Source organism: Streptomyces sp. AB3(2024) (genome assembly GCF_041862025.1).
Lineage (GTDB): Bacteria > Actinomycetota > Actinomycetes > Streptomycetales > Streptomycetaceae > Streptomyces.
Genome location: NZ_JBGWAB010000033.1, coordinates 1 through 17,642, shown reverse-complemented (window position 1 = coordinate 17,642; position 17,642 = coordinate 1). Strand labels below are relative to the sequence as shown.

The following is a 17,642-nucleotide window of genomic DNA, read 5'->3' as shown; positions in this document are numbered from 1 at the left end:
CAGACCACAGCGACTTTCGAGGTGCGCACCTTGGCTTTCCAGATGCCGGACCGCGGCGGAGGCCCCTCCGGGCCACGGATGAGAGTCGGCCGCCCCTCCCGGCGCGCCCGGACTCTTCTGATGACCCTGGGCGTCCTGGCCGTCCTGGCCATGGCGTTCATCATGTTCGCCGGGTTCTGGACGGACTGGCTCTGGTTCCGCTCCGTCAAGTACTCCACGGTCTTCACCACCACCCTGTGGACCAAGATCGGCCTCTTCGCCGTCTTCGGTCTGCTGATGGCCGGTGCCGTCGGGTTCAACATCTGGCTGGCGCACCGGCTGCGGCCGCCGCTCAGCGCGATGTCGATGGAGCAGCAGAGCCTCGACCGCTACCGGATGAGCGTCGCCCCGTACAAGAAGTGGCTGCTCCTGACCATCGCAGCGGTCGTCGGACTGATCGCGGGCGCCTCGGCGGCCGGCCAGTGGAAGACCTGGCTGATGTACGTGAACGGGGTGCCCTTCGGGCGCAAGGACCCCCAGTTCGGCCTGGACGTGTCGTTCTACACCTTCGACCTGCCCTGGTACCGCTTCCTGCTCGGCTTCGGCTTCGCCGCCGTCGTGCTCTCGGTGATCGCCGCAGTCGTCGTGCACTACCTGTACGGCGGCCTGCGCGTGACCAGCCCGGGGGCCCGGGCCACCGCCGCGGCGACCGGGCACCTGTCGGTGCTGCTCGGCCTCTTCGTGACCTTCAAGGCCGTTGCCTACTGGCTCGACCGGTACGGCCTCGCCGTGAAGTCCAGCGACTTCAAGGCCGCCGACAACTGGACCGGCCTGCGGTACGTCGACGCCAACGCCTACCTGCCCGCGAAGACGATCCTCGTCGCCATCGCGGCCATCTGCGCGCTGCTCTTCTTCGCCACCCTGTGGCGCCGCACCTGGCAGCTGCCGGTCATCGGCTTCGGCCTGATGGTCCTGTCGGCGATCCTGATCGGCGGGCTCTACCCGGCGATCGTCCAGAAGTTCCAGGTCCAGCCGAACGAGCAGGCCAAGGAATCCCCGTACGTCGAGAAGAACATCAAGGCCACGCGCGACGCCTACGGGATCGCAGGCAGCGACGTCAAGGACTACCCGGGCGTGCCCACCGCCGGCACGAACAAGGACCAGCTGCGCAAGGCGGCGGACACCACCGCCAGCGTCCGGCTCCTCGACCCGAACATCGTCTCCCCGGCCTTCCAGCAGCTCCAGCAGGTCAAGGGCTACTACGCCTTCCCGTCCACGCTCGCCGTGGACCGCTACAGCGGCCAGGACACGGTCATCGGGCTCCGCGAGCTGAACATCGGCGGCATCCCGAAGAACAACTGGATCAACGACCACTTCCGCTACACGCACGGCTTCGGCGTGGTCGCCGCCAAGGGCAACACCGCCACCGACAAGGGCGCCCCCGACTTCACCCAGTCCGACCTGCCCTCCAAGGGCATGTTCGGCACGGACTTCGAGCAGCGGATCTACTACGGCGAGCAGACGAAGCAGTACTCGATCGTCGGCGGTCCGCAGAAGGAGCTCGACTACTCGGACGACAAGGGCGAGAAGGAGACGAGCTACAAGGGCGACTCCGGCGTCAACCTCGACAACCCGGTCAACCGGGCCGCGTACGCGCTCGCCTTCAGCGAGCCGCAGATCCTGTACTCGGGCGCCATCGGCGAGGGCTCGCGGATCCTCTACAACCGCACCCCCAAGGAGCGCGTCGAGGCCGTCGCGCCCTGGCTGACCATCGACGGGGCCCCGTACCCGGCGGTCGTCGACGGCCGGATCAAGTGGATCGTCGACGCCTACACGACGACGAACGGCTACCCGTACGCCTCGCGCACCACGCTGGGCGACAGCACCGCCGACTCGCTGACCAACAGCCAGCGCGCGGTGGTGGCCCAGGAGAGCCAGGTCAACTACATCCGCAACTCGGTGAAGGCCACCGTCGACGCGTACGACGGCACGGTCAGCCTGTACCAGTGGGACACCGAGGACCCGGTCCTGAAGACCTGGATGAAGGCCTTCCCGGGCACGGTGCAGCCCAAGAGCGCGATCGACAAGGCGCTCATGGACCACCTGCGCTACCCGCAGGACCTCTTCAAGGTCCAGCGCGAGCTGCTCACCCGGTACCACGTCACCGACCCGCAGACCTTCCTCAGCGGCAGCGAGGCCTGGCAGGTCCCGGACGACCCGACCACCAAGGCCGGTACGGCGGTTCCGCCGTACTACCTGTCGATGAAGATGCCGGCGCAGAAGGAGAAGGACCAGGTCTTCTCCCTCACGACGACCTTCACGCCGAACGGCCGGGACAACCTGAGCGCCTTCATGGCGGTCAACGCCGATCCGGGCACCCCGGACTACGGCAAGATCAGACTCCTGAAGCTGCCGACCAGCAGCCCGGTCGACGGCCCCAAGCAGGTCCAGAGCAAGTTCAACTCCGAGCCGAAGATCGCCGAGTCGATCCGGCTGCTGCGCGGCGGCGACTCCGAGGTGGAGTACGGGAACCTGCTCACGGTCCCGCTGGACGGCGGCATGCTCTACGTGGAGCCGGTGTACGTCCGCAGCTCCGGGCTCAAGTACCCGCTGCTGCGCAAGGTGCTCGTGACCTACGGCGGCCAGACGGCCTTCGAGGACACCCTGGAGAAGGCGCTGAACGTGGTCTTCGGTGCCGAGGCCCCCACCACGCCGACGCCCCCGACGACGACCCCGCCGGGTGAGGGCACGGTCACTCCGCCCACCGCCCAGGACCCGACGGTCAAGGCGGCCCTGGAGGACGCCCAGAAGGCCATCGACGCGGCGGAGAAGGCCCGGCAGGCCGGCGACTGGACGGCCTACGGCAAGGCCCAGGACGACATCAAGGCCGCGCTGAAGCGGGCGATCGACGCCGAGGCGAAGCTGACGGCGCCCAAGACGGGCGGCTAGGCACCCACGTGGTCAAGGCCCCTCCCCGCGTCGTGATACTGTGGTTTCACCGACGCGGGGTGGAGCAGCTCGGTAGCTCGCTGGGCTCATAACCCAGAGGTCGCAGGTTCAAATCCTGTCCCCGCTACTGAAGACGAAGGCCCGGATCCAATGGGATCCGGGCCTTCGTCATGTCCGGGCGGGGGCCGGAAGAAGAAGCCGGAAGACACGGGGTCACTGGGGCGGGTGAGTTGGGGTGTGAGCGTGTTTGACTTGTCTCTCTGTGGGCATGTCGACAAAACGCTGTAGTGACCTCACTGGCTGCGACATACCAGGTGTACGCGGGTAGCAGGTGATGCGACGATGGGATTTATGGGGGACAGGTCAACTCTGCTGGAGACAGGGCGGTTTGTGAGGGCGGAGGCCGAGTCGGGTACGGAGTCCGGTGAGGCGGCTCAGGCTGTCAACGCGCAGACCGCACTGACCGATGCGGTGTTCGCGGAAGAAGCCTTTGGCGAGGCCGAAGGCGCCACCGAGGCCGAGCTGGAGGCCCGCCACCGGCTCGCCGCCGACAAGGGCGACTCGGGTGCCATGAGCGTGCTCGGGGCCCTCCTGTTGCGCCGCGGCGACCTGGCCGGTGCCGAACCGTACCTGCGCGGAGCCACCGCGGCGGGCGACCGCGCCGCCGCGAACAACCTCGGCGTCCTCCTGCACCAGCGCGGCTACCCCGACGACGCCGCCGGCTGGTGGCGGGTCGCGGCCGTCGCCGGATCGGCCCCGGCCGCACACGCCCTGGGCCGCCACTACCGCGAGCGCGGGGACGAGCCCGCTGCCGAGTACTGGCTGCGCCAGGCGGCCGAATCCGGCCACGCCCTGGGCGCCTACGGCCTGGCCGACCTGCTGGAGCACCGCGGGGACAAGGGCGTCGAGCGCTGGTTCCGCGCCGCCGCCGAGCAGGGGCACCGCGAGGCGGCCTACCGCCTGGCACGGCACCTGCGCAAGGGCGACCCCGCCGAGGCCGAGCAGTGGTACCGCCAGGCCGCCGCGCGCGGGCACAGGCGTGCCGGGCTGCACCTGGGCGCCCTGCTGGAGGCGCGCGGCGAGCTCAAGGAGGCCGGACGCTGGTACCTCAGCTCGGCGAAGCAGGGCGAGGCCCGGGCGGCGTGCGCCCTCGGCTTCCTGCTGCGCGACGCGGGGGACGAGGAGAGCGCGGCCTCGTGGTGGCTGCGGGCCGCCCAGGACGGCGACGGCAACGCGGCGAACGCCCTGGGCGCGCTGCACGCCGCCCGGGGCGAGACCCAGACGGCCGAGAAGTGGTACCGGGCCGCGATGGACGCGGGCGACCAGAACGGCGCGTACAACCTCGCCCTGCTCTGCGCCGCGCAGGAACGTACGGCGCAGGCCGAGCAGTGGTACCGCCGAGCCGCCTACGCGGGCCACCGCGAGGCCGCCAACGCGCTCGCCATCCTGCTCCTCCAGGGCGGTGACGCGGCCGGGGCCGAGCCGTGGTTCTCCAAGGCGGCGGAGGCCGGCAGCGTGGACGCCGCCTTCAACCTGGGCATCCTCTTCGCCAGCCGCGACGAGGACCGCACGGCGCTGAAGTGGTACGAGCGGGCCGCCGCGGCCGGGCACACCGACGCGGCGCTCCAGGTCGGGATCGCCCTGGTGCGCGACGGGGCCGAGCGGGCCGCGGAGCGGCACCTGCGCTGCGCGGCGGGCGGCGGCAGCGCCGAGGCGGCGTTCCGGCTGGCCTCCCTGCTGGAGTCGCTCGCCCCGCCGCCGGAGCCGGTGGCGCTGGGCGAGCCGGTCGGCGGGGCCGCGCGGACCGAGAGCGAGGAGTGGTACGAGCGTGCCGCCGAGCAGGGTCACCGGCGGGCCCAGGTCCGGGTCGGGATGCTGGCCGCCGCCCGGGGCGACCTGACGGTGGCCGCGCGCTGGTACCGGGAGGCGGCGGAGGCCGGATCCCGCAACGGCGCGTTCAACCTCGGGCTGCTGCTGGCCCGCGAGGGCAACGAGCCCGAGGCGGCCCTGTGGTGGACCCGCGCCGCGGTGGCGGGGCACGGCAGGGCGGCGCTGCGGCTGGGCCTGCTCGCGGCCCGCCACGGAGACCTGTCCGAGGGGCAGAAGTGGTGCGTCCGGGCCATGGAGCTGGGCCCGGCGGAGGTCTCCGAGCGCGCGGCCCGGCTGCGCGACGCGCTGGCGGAGGAGCTGTCGGCCTGAGGTGCCGGTTAACTGATTTGCATCTGCCGGGTGGCCTCACGTAGAGTCGGGTTTACCGACGCGGGGTGGAGCAGCTCGGTAGCTCGCTGGGCTCATAACCCAGAGGTCGCAGGTTCAAATCCTGTCCCCGCTACTGAAGGCCCGAGGCCCGGATCCCATGGATCCGGGCCTTGAGTCGTTTCTGATCGTGAACGGCCGCCCCGTGGCGGCGGCCCGTGGCGGCGGCCGGAAGGCAGCGAAAAGGCCGGGGGCATGGCCCCCGGCCTTCTTCCGTTCGCCCGTGACCCGGCTACGCGCCCGCGCAGTTCGGGCAGACGCCGCGGTAGGTCACCTCGACCGCCGAGACCACGAAGCCGAAGCGCTCGGCGGCGGGCAGGTCGGCCAGTGGGTCCCCCGCCGGGTGGACGTCGCGGATGGCCCCGCACCGGGCGCAGACCAGGTGCTGGTGGGGGCGGTGGGCGTTCGGGTCGTACCGCTTGGCCCGCCGGTCCGTGGAGACCTCCAGGATTTCGCCGAGAGTGACCAGCTCGCCCAAGGTGTTGTAGACCGTCGCTCGAGAGATCTCGGGCAGTTTGGTCACGGCTCGCGCGTGGACCTCGTCGGCCGTCAAATGGACATGGTCGCCGTCGAGCACTTCGGCCACGACGCGCCGCTGGGCCGTCATGCGCCAGCCGCGTCCGCGAAGTCGTTCCAGCAGGTCACTCATACACGCCAGCCTAACAGTGGGGATTCGGTGCAGATCCCGAACCGGTGTGGACTTGGATGCTTACTTGACTTAGACAAAGTCCATCGTAGGATCGGGAACGGCAAAGGCCAAGGACAGGACACGCAGGAATGACGCAGGAGGCGCACGTGACGCAGCAGGGACCGCTCACCACGGAGGCCGGGGCTCCGGTCGCCGACAACCAGAACAGCGAGACCGCTGGCGTCGGCGGGCCCGTTCTCGTCCAGGACCAGCTGCTCCTGGAGAAGCTCGCCCACTTCAACCGCGAGCGCATCCCGGAGCGCGTGGTGCACGCCCGCGGCGCCGGCGCCTACGGCACCTTCACCGTCACCCGTGACGTGACGCAGTGGACCCGGGCGAAGTTCCTCTCCGAGGTCGGCAAGGAGACGGAAACGTTTCTGCGCTTCTCCACCGTCGCGGACAGCCTCGGCGGCGCCGACGCCCGCCGTGACCCCCGCGGCTGGGCGCTGAAGTTCTACACCGAAGAGGGCAACTACGACCTCGTCGGCAACAACACCCCGGTCTTCTTCATCCGGGACGCGATCAAGTTCCCCGATTTCATCCACACCCAGAAGCGCGACCCGTACACGGGCTCGCAGGAGGCGGACAACGTCTGGGACTTCTGGGGTCTGTCGCCCGAGTCCACCCACCAGGTGACCTGGCTGTTCGGTGACCGCGGCATACCGGCGTCCTACCGCCACATGAACGGCTACGGCTCGCACACGTTCCAGTGGAACAACGAGGCCGGCGAGGTCTTCTGGGTCAAGTACCACTTCAAGACCGACCAGGGCATCGAGAACCTCACCCAGGCCGAGGCCAACGCGCTGGCCGGCGAGGACCCCGACTCCCACCAGCGCGACCTGCGCACGTCCATCGAGCGCGGCGAGTTCCCGACCTGGACCGTGCAGGTCCAGATCATGCCGGCGGCCGACGCGGACGGCTACCGCTTCAACCCGTTCGACCTCACCAAGGTGTGGCCGCACGAGGACTACCCGCCGATCGAGATCGGCAAGCTGGAGCTCAACCGCAACCCGGAGAACGTCTTCGCCGAGGTCGAGCAGTCCATCTTCTCCCCGGCGCACTTCGTCCCCGGCATCGGTCCGTCCCCCGACAAGATGCTCCAGGGCCGTCTCTTCGCGTACGGCGACGCCCACCGCTACCGCGTCGGCATCAACGCCGACCACCTGCCGGTGAACCGTCCGCACGCCACCGAGGCGCGCACCAACTCCCGTGACGGCTTCCTGTACGACGGCCGCCACAAGGGCGCGAAGAACTACGAGCCGAACAGCTTCGGCGGCCCCTTCCAGACGGACCGCCCGCTGTGGCAGTCCTCCGCGGTGACCGGCGGCACGGGCAACCACGCCACCCCGTCGCACTCCGAGGACAACGACTTCGTCCAGGCGGGCGACCTCTACCGCCTGATGTCGGAGGACGAGAAGTCCCGTCTGATCGAGAACCTGTCCGGCTTCATCGCCAAGGTCTCCCGTGACGACATCGCCGAGCGGGCGATCAACAACTTCCGCCAGGCGGACGGCGACTTCGGCAAGCGGCTGGAGGCCGCGGTCCAGGCCCTCCGCGGCTGACACCGGACCGCTTGCCGCGGCAGGACGACGGGCCGTCGCCCCCTCGAGGGGTGCCGGCCCGTCGTCGTCGCGGTCTACGCGGCGATGCTGGGCCGCGCCCGCACCCAGCAGCGGATGACGTCGCGGACGGAGACGATGCCCACCGGGCCGCCGTCCTCCAGGACGATCAGGTGCCGGAAGCCGCCGAGCGCCATGGCCTCGGCGGCCTCCTGCACGGTGGCTTCCGGGGTGCAGAAGACGACGTTGTTCGTGGTGTGCGCGCCCACCGACTCCCGGTCGGGATCGTGGCCCGCGCCGATCGAGTTGAGGATGTCGCGCTCGGTGAGAATGCCGATGCCGCTGTGGTCGGGGTCGAGGACCACGGCCGCGCCGACGCGCCGGCCGGACATCAGACAGGCTGCCTGTCGAAGGGTGTGTGCGGGTCCGAGGGTGAGGATCACGGTGCTCATGGCGTCACGGACGAGCATGAAGAGAGCCACCTCCTGGGTGAGTCCCCCGCTTGGGTGGGTGCACCCGTGGGCGCCCCTTTCGAGAATCGCTTCACAAGTGCACAAGCGGGGGAGTCTCAGATTCCCACGCGTACGGAGAGTCATCAAGAGGGCGCGCTGAGCGCACTCACCCGCGCAGCGGGGTCAGGCGCGGGGGCGCAGGTGCGCGAGCATCTCGTCGTGCAGCAGGCCGTTGGACGCCGCCGCGTTCCCGCCGTGGACGCCCTCGACGCCGTCGAGGCCGGTGAACCGGCCGCCCGCCTCCTGGACCACGACCGCGATCGCCGCCATGTCCCACAGGTTCAGCTCGGGCTCGGCGCACAGGTCCAGCGAACCCTCCGCGACCATCATGTACGGCCAGAAGTCCCCGTAACCCCGAGTGCGCCAGCAGGCGCGCGTCAGGTCCAGGAACCCGGGGAGGCGGCCCTGCTCCTCCCAGCCGCTCAGGGAGGAGTACGCGAAGGAGGCGTCACCCAGGCCCGCGACCTTCGAGACCCCCAGGGGCGTCGGTTCGCCCAGCGCCCCGCCGGAGAAGGCCCCGGAGCCCTGCGCGGCCCACCAGCGGCGGCCCAGCGCCGGGGCCGAGACCACGCCGACGACCGGGCGGAACACCCCGTCGTCGCCCTCCGCCATGAGGGAGATCAGCGTCGCCCAGACGGGGACCCCGCGGACGTAGTTCTTCGTTCCGTCGATCGGGTCCACGACCCAGCGGCGCGGGCCGTCGCCCCGGAGCCCGTACTCCTCGCCCAGGATGGCGTCGGCGGGCCGGGCCGCGAGGATCCCCGCCCGGACGACCTCCTCGGCGGCCTTGTCGGCCTCGCTGACCGGGGTCATGTCCGGCTTGGTCTCGACCTGGAGGTCGAGGGCGCGGAACCGCCGCATCGTGACGGCGTCCGCCGCGTCGGCGAGTTCGAGGGCAAGGCGCAGATCATCGGCATACGTGGACATGCCCGAACAGTATCGACACCGGGGCGGCCCGGCGAACGAGGTCCACAGTGCGGCCGGGAGGCGCCCTTGACAGGATCTGTCGACCCGTCAACTCTGACGGGGGAGCCCAGCGGGAGACCGACAGCGGGAGACCGACAGCGGGGAGGCGACGATGCCGGCGGGCCGGGAGTCCTTGCTGCGAGCGGCCGGAGCGGCCCTGTCCGCGCGCCCCTGGCCGGCCGTGCGGATGGTGGAGGTCGCCGCCGCCGCCGGCGTCTCGCGGCAGACCCTCTACAACGAGTTCGGCGGCAAGGACGGCCTGGGCCGCGCCCTGGTGCGCCGGGCGGCCGAGGAGTATCTCGACGGGGTCGACCGGGCGCTGGCCCCCGGACCCTCCTCCGTACCGGACACGGACACGTACGCCGACACGTACGCGGACGCCGACACCGCCGCCCGGCTCGCCGCCGTCGCGGAGTGGACCGTGCGCGCCGCCCGCACCCGGCCCCTCGTACGGGCCCTGCTCACCGGCGGCTGGGAGCCGGCCCTGCCCGCGCCGCCCCCGCCGGGAACCCGGCAGGCCCTCGCGCCGGGGGAACTGGCCCGGACGGTACGGGACCGGGCCGCGGCCGCGCTGAGCCCGGGAGAACCTGCCTGGCGCTGCGAGCTCGCCGTCCGGCTCGCGCTGTCCTATGTCATAGCCCCCGGGGAGGACGCCATCGGGGACCGGGCCGCCGCCGAGCTGCTGAGACTGCTCGGACTGCCGGCCGTGCCGCCTCCGGCGGCGACCCCCGGTGTGCCGCTCAGTGCGCCGAACCGGACAGCTGGAGCCCGATGACGCCCAGGATCACCAGCGAGATCGAGACGAGTTTGAGGGTGGAGACCAGGTCGCCGAGGAAGACCATGCCGTAGATCGCGGTCCCGGCGGCCCCGATGCCCGTCCAGACCGCGTAGGCGGGGCCCACGTCCAGCTTCTTCAGCGCCAGCGTCAGCAGGCCGAAGCTGCCCAGGGCGAAGCAGGCGAAGGCGATCGTGGGCCACAGCCGGGTGAAACCGTGGGACAGCTTGAGGCAGACCGCGAAGCCGGTCTCCAGGATTCCCGCGACCACCACCAGCAGCCACGCCATGTCGATTGCCTCCCCGCCTCGCGTGACGTCGCGTCACTTGGTGCGATGATGCATTTACCAGACAGGACGGCCTGCAAACCCCGCCGCCCGGTCAGTCGCCCTCGCGACGCTCCCGCGTCTGCAGCAGCCGGCGCAGGGAGTACAGCCGGGCCGGGTCGGCGTGGCCGTCCTCCACCCACTGGTCGAGCGCGCAGTCCGGCTCGTCGTGGCTGCACGCGCGCGGGCACCCCTCCGTCCCCGGCACCAGCTCCGGGAAGGCCAGGATCACCCGGGACGGGTCCACGTGGTGCAGGCCGAAGGAGCGCACGCCCGGGGTGTCGATGACCCAGCCGTCCCCGGCGGGCAGCGGCAGGGCGAGCGCCGAGGTGGTGGTGTGGCGGCCGCGGCCGGTCACCGCGTTGACGTGGCCGGTGGCCCGCTGGCGGCCCTCGGAGACCAGCGAGTTGACCAGGGTGGTCTTGCCGACGCCGGAATGGCCGACGAAGGCGGTGATCCGGCCGTTCAGCCGCTCGCGCACCCGGTCGGCGGCGCCGCCCGTCGCCAGCTCCTCGCGGTTGGTCACCACGTAGTTCAGGCCGAAGGTGGAGTAGATCTCCAGGATTTTGTCGGCCGAGGTCAGGTCGGACTTGGTGAGCACCAGCAGGGGCTCCAGCCCCGCGTCGTACGCGGCCACCAGACAGCGGTCGATCATGCGCGGCCGGGGCTCCGGATCGGCCAGCGCCGTGACGATGGCCAGCTGGTCGGCGTTGGCGACGACCACCCGCTCGTACGGGTCGTCGTCGTCCGCGGTGCGCCGCAGGACGGACTTGCGCTCCTCGATGCGCACGATCCGCGCGAGGGTGTCCTTCCTGCCGGACAGGTCACCGACGATCCAGACCCGGTCGCCGACCACCGCCGCCTTGCGGCCCAGTTCGCGGGCCTTCATCGCGGTGATCGTGCGGTCCCCGACCAGGCAGGTCAGCCGGCCGCGGTCCACGGTCAGCACGAAGCCCTCGGAGGCGTCCTCGTGCTTGGGCCGGATGTTGGTGCGCGCCCGGTTGCCCTTGGGGTTCGGGCGCTGGCGGATGTCGTCCTCGTCGGTGTGCTTGCCGTACCTGCGCATGACGGGCCCTACGCTCCCGCTCCCGTGCCCGCGAGCATGTCTGTCCACATCTTCGGGAAGTCCGGCAGGGTCTTCGCCGTCGTCGCCACGTTCTCGATCTCCACGCCCTTGACGGCCAGGCCGATCACCGCGCCGGCCGTGGCCATCCGGTGGTCGTCGTAGGTGTGGAAGACGCCGCCGTGCAGCGGGCGCGGGCGGATGTGCAGGCCGTCGGCGGTCTCGGTGACGTCGCCGCCGAGCCCGTTGATCTCGGCGGTGAGGGCGGCCAGCCGGTCCGTCTCGTGCAGGCGCAGGTGCTGGACACCGCGCAGCACCGACTCCGAGTCGGCCAGCGCCGCGACCGCCGCGATGCCCGGGGTCAGCTCGCCGACCTCGCTCAGGTCCACGTCGATGCCGTGGATCTTGCCGGTGCCGGTGAAGACCAGGCCCGCGTCGGTCAGCTCGCAGGAGCCGCCCATCTCGGTGAAGATCCGGCGCAGCGCGTCACCGGGCTGGGTGGTGCGGTGCGGCCAGTCCGGCACGGTCACCGTGCCGCCGGTGATCAGGGCCGCGGCCATGAACGGCTGGGCGTTGGAGAGGTCCGGCTCCACGACCATGTCGCGGCCGAGCAGCGCGCCCGGCGCGACCCGCCACACGTTCTTCTCGCCGCCGGCCTCGGGGGTGTCGACCTGGGCGCCCGCCGCGCGCAGCATCTCCACCGTCATCCGGATGTGCGGCATCGACGGCAGCGTCGCGCCGGTGTGGCGGACCTCGACGCCCTGGTTGAAGCGCGGGGCGGAGAGCAGCAGCGCCGAGACGAACTGCGAGGAGTTGGAGGCGTCGATCTCGACCGTGCCGCCCTCCAGGGCCCCGCCGCCCTGGACGGTCATCGGCAGCGCGCCGCGGCCGTCGTCGTCGATCCGGGCGCCGAGGGCGCGCAGGGCGTTGATGACCTCGCCGAGGGGGCGCTCGTAGGAGCGCGGGTCGCCGTCGAAGCGGATGTCGCCGGCGGCCAGGGTTGCGACGGGCGGCAGGAAGCGCATGACCGTGCCCGCGTTGCCGACGTCGACGGTGGCCGGGCCGTGCAGGGCCGCCGGGATGATCCGCCAGGCCTCGCCGCCCGCGCCGTCACCGGAGCTGGAGGAGACGGTCTCCTCGATGCCGACGCCCAGCGCGCGCAGCGCGTCCGACATCAGCTGGGAGTCGCGCGAACGCAGCGGGCGGCGCACCCAGCCCGGCTCGGAGGCGAGGGCGGCCAGGACGAGGGCGCGGTTGGTGACCGATTTGGACCCCGGCACGGTGACGGTGGCGTGGACGGCCCCGTCGGCGAGGGGGGCGGGCCAGAGGGCGTGGAGCGCGGGGGTCTCGGTCATGGCCACCACTTTAGTGGCTTCCCCCGGGCCCAGATCTTGATCGCGGGCCCGTCTCAGAGGCCGAGAAGCCAGCGACCGCCGCCGATCAGCGAGCAGAGCGCGACGGCGTGGAAGAACAGCAGCCAGGCGAGCGCGGGCACATGGGTGAGCCGCCCCAGCTGGTCGGCGTCCGAATCGGGCGCCCCGCCGTGCCGGCGCTTGGCCTGGAGCTCGAACACCGGCCGCACCCCGCCCAGCAGCAGGAACCACACCACCGCGTACGCGAACACCGCCTGCACCCCGGACGGCGCCAGCCAGGACACCAGGACGAACGCGGCGCCGGTCAGCACCACCGTCAGCAGCCCGTACGCGTTGCGGATCATCACCAGCATCGCCAGCAGCAGCGCGGTCGCCGCCCACAGCAGCAGCGTGATCCGGTGCGCCGACAGCAGGGCGGCCCCGCCCAGGCCCAGCAGCGACGGCGCCGTGTACCCGGCGGCGGCCGTCAGGATCATCCCGAGGCCGGTGGGCTTGCCCCTGCTGACGGTGACCCCGCTGGTGTCCGAGTGCAGCCGGATGCCGTCGAGCCGCCGTCCGGTCAGCAGGGCCAGCAGCCCGTGCCCGCCCTCGTGGGCGATGGTGATCGCGTTGCGCGAGAGCAGCCACACCGGCCGCGGCCCCACCGCGGCCAGGGCGGCCAGGCCCGTCAGGACCACCAGCCACCAGGCGGGCTCGGGCTGTATGCCGGTCAGCCGGTCCCAGAGACCGGCCGTCGTGGTGCTGTCCATGGAGTGGCGGACTCCTTGCGGTGGAGGGCGGGTGCCATGGCAGTGTGTCAGCCATGTGCGGAAGGTTTGCGGCGAGTCGGACGCCCGGGGAGCTGGCGGCGATATTCGGTGTCGAGCGGTGGGAGCCGCAGGAGACCCTGGCCCCCGACTGGAACGTGGCGCCGACGAAGGAGGTCCACGTCGTCCTCGACCGTCCCCTCAAAGACGCGGGGGGCCCGCGTCCGGTTCGCCAGCTGCGGGTGCTGAAGTGGGGTCTGGTCCCCTCCTGGGCCAAGAACCCCGAGGGCGCCGCCCGGATGATCAACGCGCGGTCCGAGACCCTGCACGAGAAGCCGTCCTTCCGCCGCCCCTTCGCCCAGCGGCGCTGCATCGTCCCCGCCGACGGCTACTACGAGTGGGTCACCGCGCACGACGAGCGGCAGCTGGAGGTCGAGGGGAAGAAGAAGCGGTCCCGCAAGCAGCCGTACTTCGTCCTGCCCACCGACGGCTCCGTCTTCGCGATGGCCGGGATCTACGAGTTCTGGCGCGACGGGACCCTGCCGCCCGAGCACCCGCGGGCCTGGTGGGCCACCTGCTCGGTGATCACCGCCGAGGCCGAGACCGGGCCGCTGGGCTCGGCTCCCGCCGAGGGTCCGCGCTCGCTGTCCGACATCCACCCCCGGATGCCGCTCATGCTGACCCCGGACCGCTGGGACGCCTGGCTGGACCCCGCCCGCACCGACGAGGACGAGCTGCGCGGCCTCCTCGCCCCGCCGCCCGGCGGGCTGATGCGCGCCTACCCGGTGTCCACCGCCGTCAGCAACGTCCGCAACAACGGGCCGGAGCTGCTCGGCGAGCTGGCCGCGCCGGAGGAGGGCACCCTCTTCTGAACCGGTGACCGGCATGATCGGGGGATGACCACCGAGAGCGTCGACACCCCGGCGGGCGAGGCCCGCGTCACCTGGCACCCCGCCCGCGCCGCGCGGCTCGTCCTGGCCCTCGGCCACGGCGCCGGCGGCGGCATCGAGGCCCGGGACCTCGTGGCCCTGGCCGCCGCCCTGCCCGCGCGGGGGGTCACCGTCGCCCTGGTGGAGCAGCCCTGGCGGGTCGCGGGCAAGAAGGTCGCCGCCGCCCCCGGGACGCTGGACGCGGGCTGGCGGGCCGTGTGGCCCGTGCTGCGCCGGCCGGGCCTGCCCGTGGTGGCCGGCGGACGCAGCGCGGGGGCCCGGGTGGCCTGCCGGACCGCCGCCGGGCTGGACGCGGCCGGGGTGCTCGCGCTGGCGTTCCCGCTGCACCCGCCGGGCCGGCCCGAGAAGTCCCGGGAGGCGGAGCTGCTGGGCGCCGACAGGCCGGTGCTGGTGGTGCAGGGCGGCCGGGACCCCTTCGGGCGGCCCGGGGAGTTCCCGGCGCCGGCCGGAGCGGACCCGTACGAGCTGGTGGAAGTGGCCCACGCCGATCACGGCTTCGCCGTGCCGAAGAAGGCGGGCCCGACCCAGGAGGAAACCCTCGACGTGATCACCGGTGCGGTGGGCCCGTGGCTCGACCGGCTCATCGCATGAGCGCGGCTGCACGACCGACCTGACGGATTCCGGAGTGATCCCGGTCACCCGCCCCCGGCCGGACCGGAATATCGCCCAAGGCCCTTGGCGGGCCCGGGAATGCCCTGCATCACCCGCCTGTTGTGTGGAGTGTCGGAACGTAGGGGAATTCGTCGGAGGAGAGGGAGCGCATGACCCAGGTCATCAGCCAGAACCGTCCGCAGGCCGCTGACCTGGACTGGACGGTGCTGCCTGCCCCCAAGCGCGCCCCGCTTCGGGCGGCGGAAGGCCGGGATGGTCGACTATTCTCCGATTCGAGCGGATCCGCTTTCGGAGCCGCCACGCTGTCGGAGGAGGTGGGTCCTGTCGCTGGGACCGACGAAGGCCAGGCGCAGGAGACAACGGCGGAGCGCAACGCGCGTTTCGAGCGGGACGCCCTCGGCTACCTCGACCAGATGTACTCCGCCGCGCTGCGCATGACGCGCAACCCGGCCGACGCCGAGGACCTGGTCCAGGAGACGTACGCGAAGGCGTACGCGTCCTTCCACCAGTTCCGCGAGGGCACCAATCTCAAGGCGTGGCTGTACCGCATTCTGACCAACACGTTCATCAACTCCTACCGCAAGAAGCAGCGCGAGCCGCAGCGCAGCGCGGCGGAGGAGATCGAGGACTGGCAGCTGGCGCGCGCCGAGTCGCACATGTCGACCGGTTTGCGTTCCGCGGAATCGCAGGCGCTCGACCACCTGCCCGATTCCGACGTGAAGGAAGCCCTGCAGGCCATTCCGGAAGAGTTCCGCATCGCGGTCTATCTTGCCGACGTAGAGGGCTTTGCGTACAAGGAGATCGCGGACATCATGGGTACACCCATCGGTACGGTCATGTCGCGACTGCACCGTGGCCGCCGTCAACTCCGCGGAATGCTGGAGGACTATGCCCGTGAGCGCGGGCTGGTCCCCGCGGGCGCGGGAGAGTCGAACGACCTGAAAGGCTCGGGCTCATGAGCTGCGGAGAGCCGCACGAGACGGAGTGCGCCGAGGTTCTGGACCATCTCTATGAGTTCCTGGACCACGAGATGCCCGACAGTGACTGCACGAAGTTCGAGACCCACTTCGGCGAGTGCAATCCCTGTCTTGAGAAGTACGGCCTGGAGCAGGCCGTCAAGAAGCTGGTGAAGCGCTGCTGCGGTTCGGACGACGTGCCGAGCGATCTGCGTTCCAAGGTCATGGGACGGATCGAGCTGATCCGCTCGGGTCAGGCCGTGCCCGACCACGACGTGACCGCCGGTCCCGCGATCGGCTGAACAACCGCCCCCGGAAGGCCCCTTCGTTCACTCGAAGGTGCTAATCCGGGGGCGCCCGTACGGCGCAATGCGAAAATGGGCCCTGCTTTTCCGGAGGGCCCGCCTATTCTCCCCTTTCGGTGCCGGTTCCCTTCGGCACCCGGTGCGCACGGCACAGGGGGAGGCGAGCGCCATGCGGGCACTTCCGCCGACGGCGCGCGCGTACGTGCTGGCCGCCGTGCTCGCCGCCACCGCGTGTGCCGCCCCCGCCCTGACGGACCCCGCGACGCCCTGGACGGCCGTCGTCCTGCTCGCCGCGCTCTACCTGGGCTGCGAACTGGTCCGGGTGCTCGCGCCGATGGGCCGCCGGGCGCCCGACGGCCCCGGCTCCTTCTTCCCCGTCGTGATGGCCGCCGTCTTCCTGCTGCCGCCCGCGGCCGCCGCGCTCGCGGCCGTGCCGGGCGCGCTCGCCCAGACCGTCGTCCGGCGGCCCGCCGGGGTCCGCCGGGTGTGGCACGGGGCCCAGCAGGCGATAGCCGCCCATCTGGCCGGGCGGGTCTACGGGCTCCTCGGCGGCCGGGAGCCGACGGCCGGAGCCGGGGGATCCGCCGGCGGCACGGGTCCCCCGGGCGGGACCGGCCACGGCGCGGACCCGTCCCTCTGGGTGGCCGACTGCCCCTCCGTGATGCTCCCCGCCGCGGCCGCCGCCGTCGCCTTCTGCCTGGTGCTCACCGCCCTCGACGGCGGGATCCTGGCCGCCGCCGAACGCCGGCCGGCCGCCGACGCCTGGCACGGACTCCTCACCAGGTCCCTCGCCCCGCACTGCGTGCACGGCCTCGCCGGACTGATGATGGCCGTGATGTGGCGCAGCCCCTACGGGATCCCGGCCGCCCTGCTCGTCCTCCTGCCGATGTCCCTCTCCTGCTGGGTCTTCGCCCAGTACCACCGCGAGCGCGCCGCCCACCGGGCCACCATCCGCGCCCTGGTGCGGGCCGTCGACATCAAGGACCGCTACACGCGCGGCCACAGCGAACGCGTCGGCCAGGCCTCCGCGATGATCGCCCGCGAGCTGGGCATGGCCGACGACCGCCTGGAGGTCGTCCGCATCGCCGGGATCCTGCACGACGTCGGCAAGCTCGGCGTACCGACCCGGCTGCTGCGCAAGGACGGTCCGCTGACCCCCGAGGAACGCCGCGTCATCGAGCTGCACCCCGAGTACGGGCACGAGATGGTCCGGGGCATCGGCTTCCTGGGGGAGGCCCGGTCCGCGATCCTGCACCACCACGAGCGGGTGGACGGCTCCGGGTACCCCTACGGGCTGAGCGGGGAGCAGATCCCGGTGCTGGCCCGGGTGGTGGCGGTGGCCGACTCCTTCGACGCGATGACCTCGACCCGCTCCTACAGCCGGGCCCGGCCGGTGGCGGTCGCCCTGACGGAACTGGAGCGCTGCGCCGGGGCCCAGTTCGACCCGGCCATGGTGCGGGCGCTGGTCACCGCCATCGGGCGGCACGGCTGGCACCCCGTGGTCACCTCCGACGACGACCTCCAGGTGATCGGCGCCGCCGCGGGTACGGCCGCCGGCGCCGGTACGGCCGCCACCGCGGTGCCGGCGCTGCCCGCGGTGCTTGCGCTGCCCGCCGTGCCCGCCCAGC

General features: G+C 72.0%; 16 protein-coding genes and 2 tRNA genes. 11 read left to right on the top strand and 7 right to left on the bottom strand.

Features of this window, described 5'->3' with window-relative positions:
• Positions 1-42: 42 nt before the first annotated feature.
• From ACEPPI_RS16030 to ACEPPI_RS16015, 4 genes are all read left to right on the top strand, one after another.
• Positions 43-2,928, top strand: a complete 2,886-nt coding sequence (locus ACEPPI_RS16030) for a UPF0182 family protein (protein WP_373915922.1) — start codon at positions 43-45, stop codon at positions 2,926-2,928.
• Between the two features lie 53 nt (positions 2,929-2,981).
• Positions 2,982-3,055: transfer RNA gene (locus ACEPPI_RS16025), tRNA-Met, on the top strand.
• Positions 3,056-3,270: 215 nt separating this feature from the next.
• Entirely contained in the window at positions 3,271-5,127 is a 1,857-nt protein-coding gene (locus ACEPPI_RS16020; RefSeq protein WP_373915895.1) for a sel1 repeat family protein, read from the top strand.
• Positions 5,128-5,186: 59 nt separating this feature from the next.
• Positions 5,187-5,260 (top strand) — tRNA-Met (locus ACEPPI_RS16015).
• Positions 5,261-5,416: 156 nt separating this feature from the next.
• On the opposite strand, the gene ACEPPI_RS16010 is transcribed toward ACEPPI_RS16015, so the two are convergent.
• On the bottom strand, positions 5,417-5,833 hold the full coding sequence (locus ACEPPI_RS16010; protein ID WP_373915893.1) for a Fur family transcriptional regulator: 417 nt from the start codon (positions 5,831-5,833) through the stop codon (positions 5,417-5,419).
• 128 nt (positions 5,834-5,961) lie between these two features.
• On the opposite strand from ACEPPI_RS16010, the gene ACEPPI_RS16005 reads away from it, so the two are divergent.
• Positions 5,962-7,434 (top strand): catalase, encoded by a 1,473-nt coding sequence (locus ACEPPI_RS16005; RefSeq protein WP_373915891.1) that lies wholly within the window; start codon positions 5,962-5,964, stop codon positions 7,432-7,434.
• A gap of 74 nt (positions 7,435-7,508) precedes the next feature.
• Here ACEPPI_RS16005 and ACEPPI_RS16000 read toward each other — a convergent pair whose 3' ends face one another.
• Positions 7,509-7,901: a cyclic nucleotide-binding/CBS domain-containing protein gene (locus tag ACEPPI_RS16000; RefSeq protein ID WP_373915890.1), complete on the bottom strand. Its 393-nt coding sequence runs from the start codon at positions 7,899-7,901 to the stop codon at positions 7,509-7,511.
• 165 nt (positions 7,902-8,066) lie between these two features.
• The gene (gene hisN / locus ACEPPI_RS15995) at positions 8,067-8,870 is read right to left on the bottom strand and encodes a histidinol-phosphatase (RefSeq protein WP_373915889.1); all 804 of its coding nucleotides are present in this window, start codon (positions 8,868-8,870) and stop codon (positions 8,067-8,069) included.
• 151 nt (positions 8,871-9,021) lie between these two features.
• Between hisN and ACEPPI_RS15990 the strand changes: the two genes are divergently transcribed.
• Positions 9,022-9,684, top strand: coding sequence for a TetR/AcrR family transcriptional regulator (locus tag ACEPPI_RS15990; protein WP_373915888.1), 663 nt, complete (start codon positions 9,022-9,024; stop codon positions 9,682-9,684).
• Here the strand turns inward: ACEPPI_RS15990 and ACEPPI_RS15985 are convergent.
• The 4 genes from ACEPPI_RS15985 to ACEPPI_RS15970 form a co-directional block, all read right to left on the bottom strand.
• On the bottom strand, positions 9,650-9,973 hold the full coding sequence (locus tag ACEPPI_RS15985) for a multidrug efflux SMR transporter (RefSeq protein WP_030225858.1): 324 nt from the start codon (positions 9,971-9,973) through the stop codon (positions 9,650-9,652). The genes ACEPPI_RS15990 and ACEPPI_RS15985 overlap by 35 nt on opposite strands.
• A 91-nt stretch (positions 9,974-10,064) precedes the next feature.
• A complete protein-coding gene (rsgA, locus tag ACEPPI_RS15980; protein WP_373915887.1) occupies positions 10,065-11,075 on the bottom strand; it encodes a ribosome small subunit-dependent GTPase A in 1,011 nt (336 codons plus the stop codon).
• Positions 11,076-11,083: 8 nt separating this feature from the next.
• Positions 11,084-12,427, bottom strand: a complete 1,344-nt coding sequence (aroA, locus tag ACEPPI_RS15975; RefSeq protein WP_373915886.1) for a 3-phosphoshikimate 1-carboxyvinyltransferase — start codon at positions 12,425-12,427, stop codon at positions 11,084-11,086.
• Positions 12,428-12,480: 53 nt separating this feature from the next.
• A complete protein-coding gene (locus ACEPPI_RS15970; protein ID WP_373915885.1) occupies positions 12,481-13,194 on the bottom strand; it encodes a M50 family metallopeptidase in 714 nt (237 codons plus the stop codon).
• Positions 13,195-13,247: 53 nt separating this feature from the next.
• On the opposite strand from ACEPPI_RS15970, the gene ACEPPI_RS15965 reads away from it, so the two are divergent.
• The 5 genes from ACEPPI_RS15965 to ACEPPI_RS15945 form a co-directional block, all read left to right on the top strand.
• Positions 13,248-14,063: an SOS response-associated peptidase gene (locus ACEPPI_RS15965; protein ID WP_373915884.1), complete on the top strand. Its 816-nt coding sequence runs from the start codon at positions 13,248-13,250 to the stop codon at positions 14,061-14,063.
• A 24-nt stretch (positions 14,064-14,087) separates the two neighbouring features.
• Entirely contained in the window at positions 14,088-14,732 is a 645-nt protein-coding gene (locus tag ACEPPI_RS15960; protein WP_373915883.1) for an alpha/beta family hydrolase, read from the top strand.
• 335 nt (positions 14,733-15,067) lie between these two features.
• Positions 15,068-15,712 carry a sigma-70 family RNA polymerase sigma factor gene (locus ACEPPI_RS15955; protein ID WP_007266438.1) on the top strand — a complete coding sequence of 215 codons (645 nt, stop codon included), beginning with the start codon at positions 15,068-15,070 and terminating at the stop codon, positions 15,710-15,712.
• Positions 15,709-16,011 carry a mycothiol system anti-sigma-R factor gene (rsrA, locus tag ACEPPI_RS15950; protein WP_373915882.1) on the top strand — a complete coding sequence of 101 codons (303 nt, stop codon included), beginning with the start codon at positions 15,709-15,711 and terminating at the stop codon, positions 16,009-16,011. The genes ACEPPI_RS15955 and rsrA overlap by 4 nt, the downstream gene beginning before the upstream one ends.
• Positions 16,012-16,183: 172 nt before the next feature.
• A partial coding sequence (locus tag ACEPPI_RS15945) for an HD-GYP domain-containing protein (RefSeq protein WP_373915881.1) occupies positions 16,184-17,642 on the top strand: 1,459 nt, incomplete at its 3' end.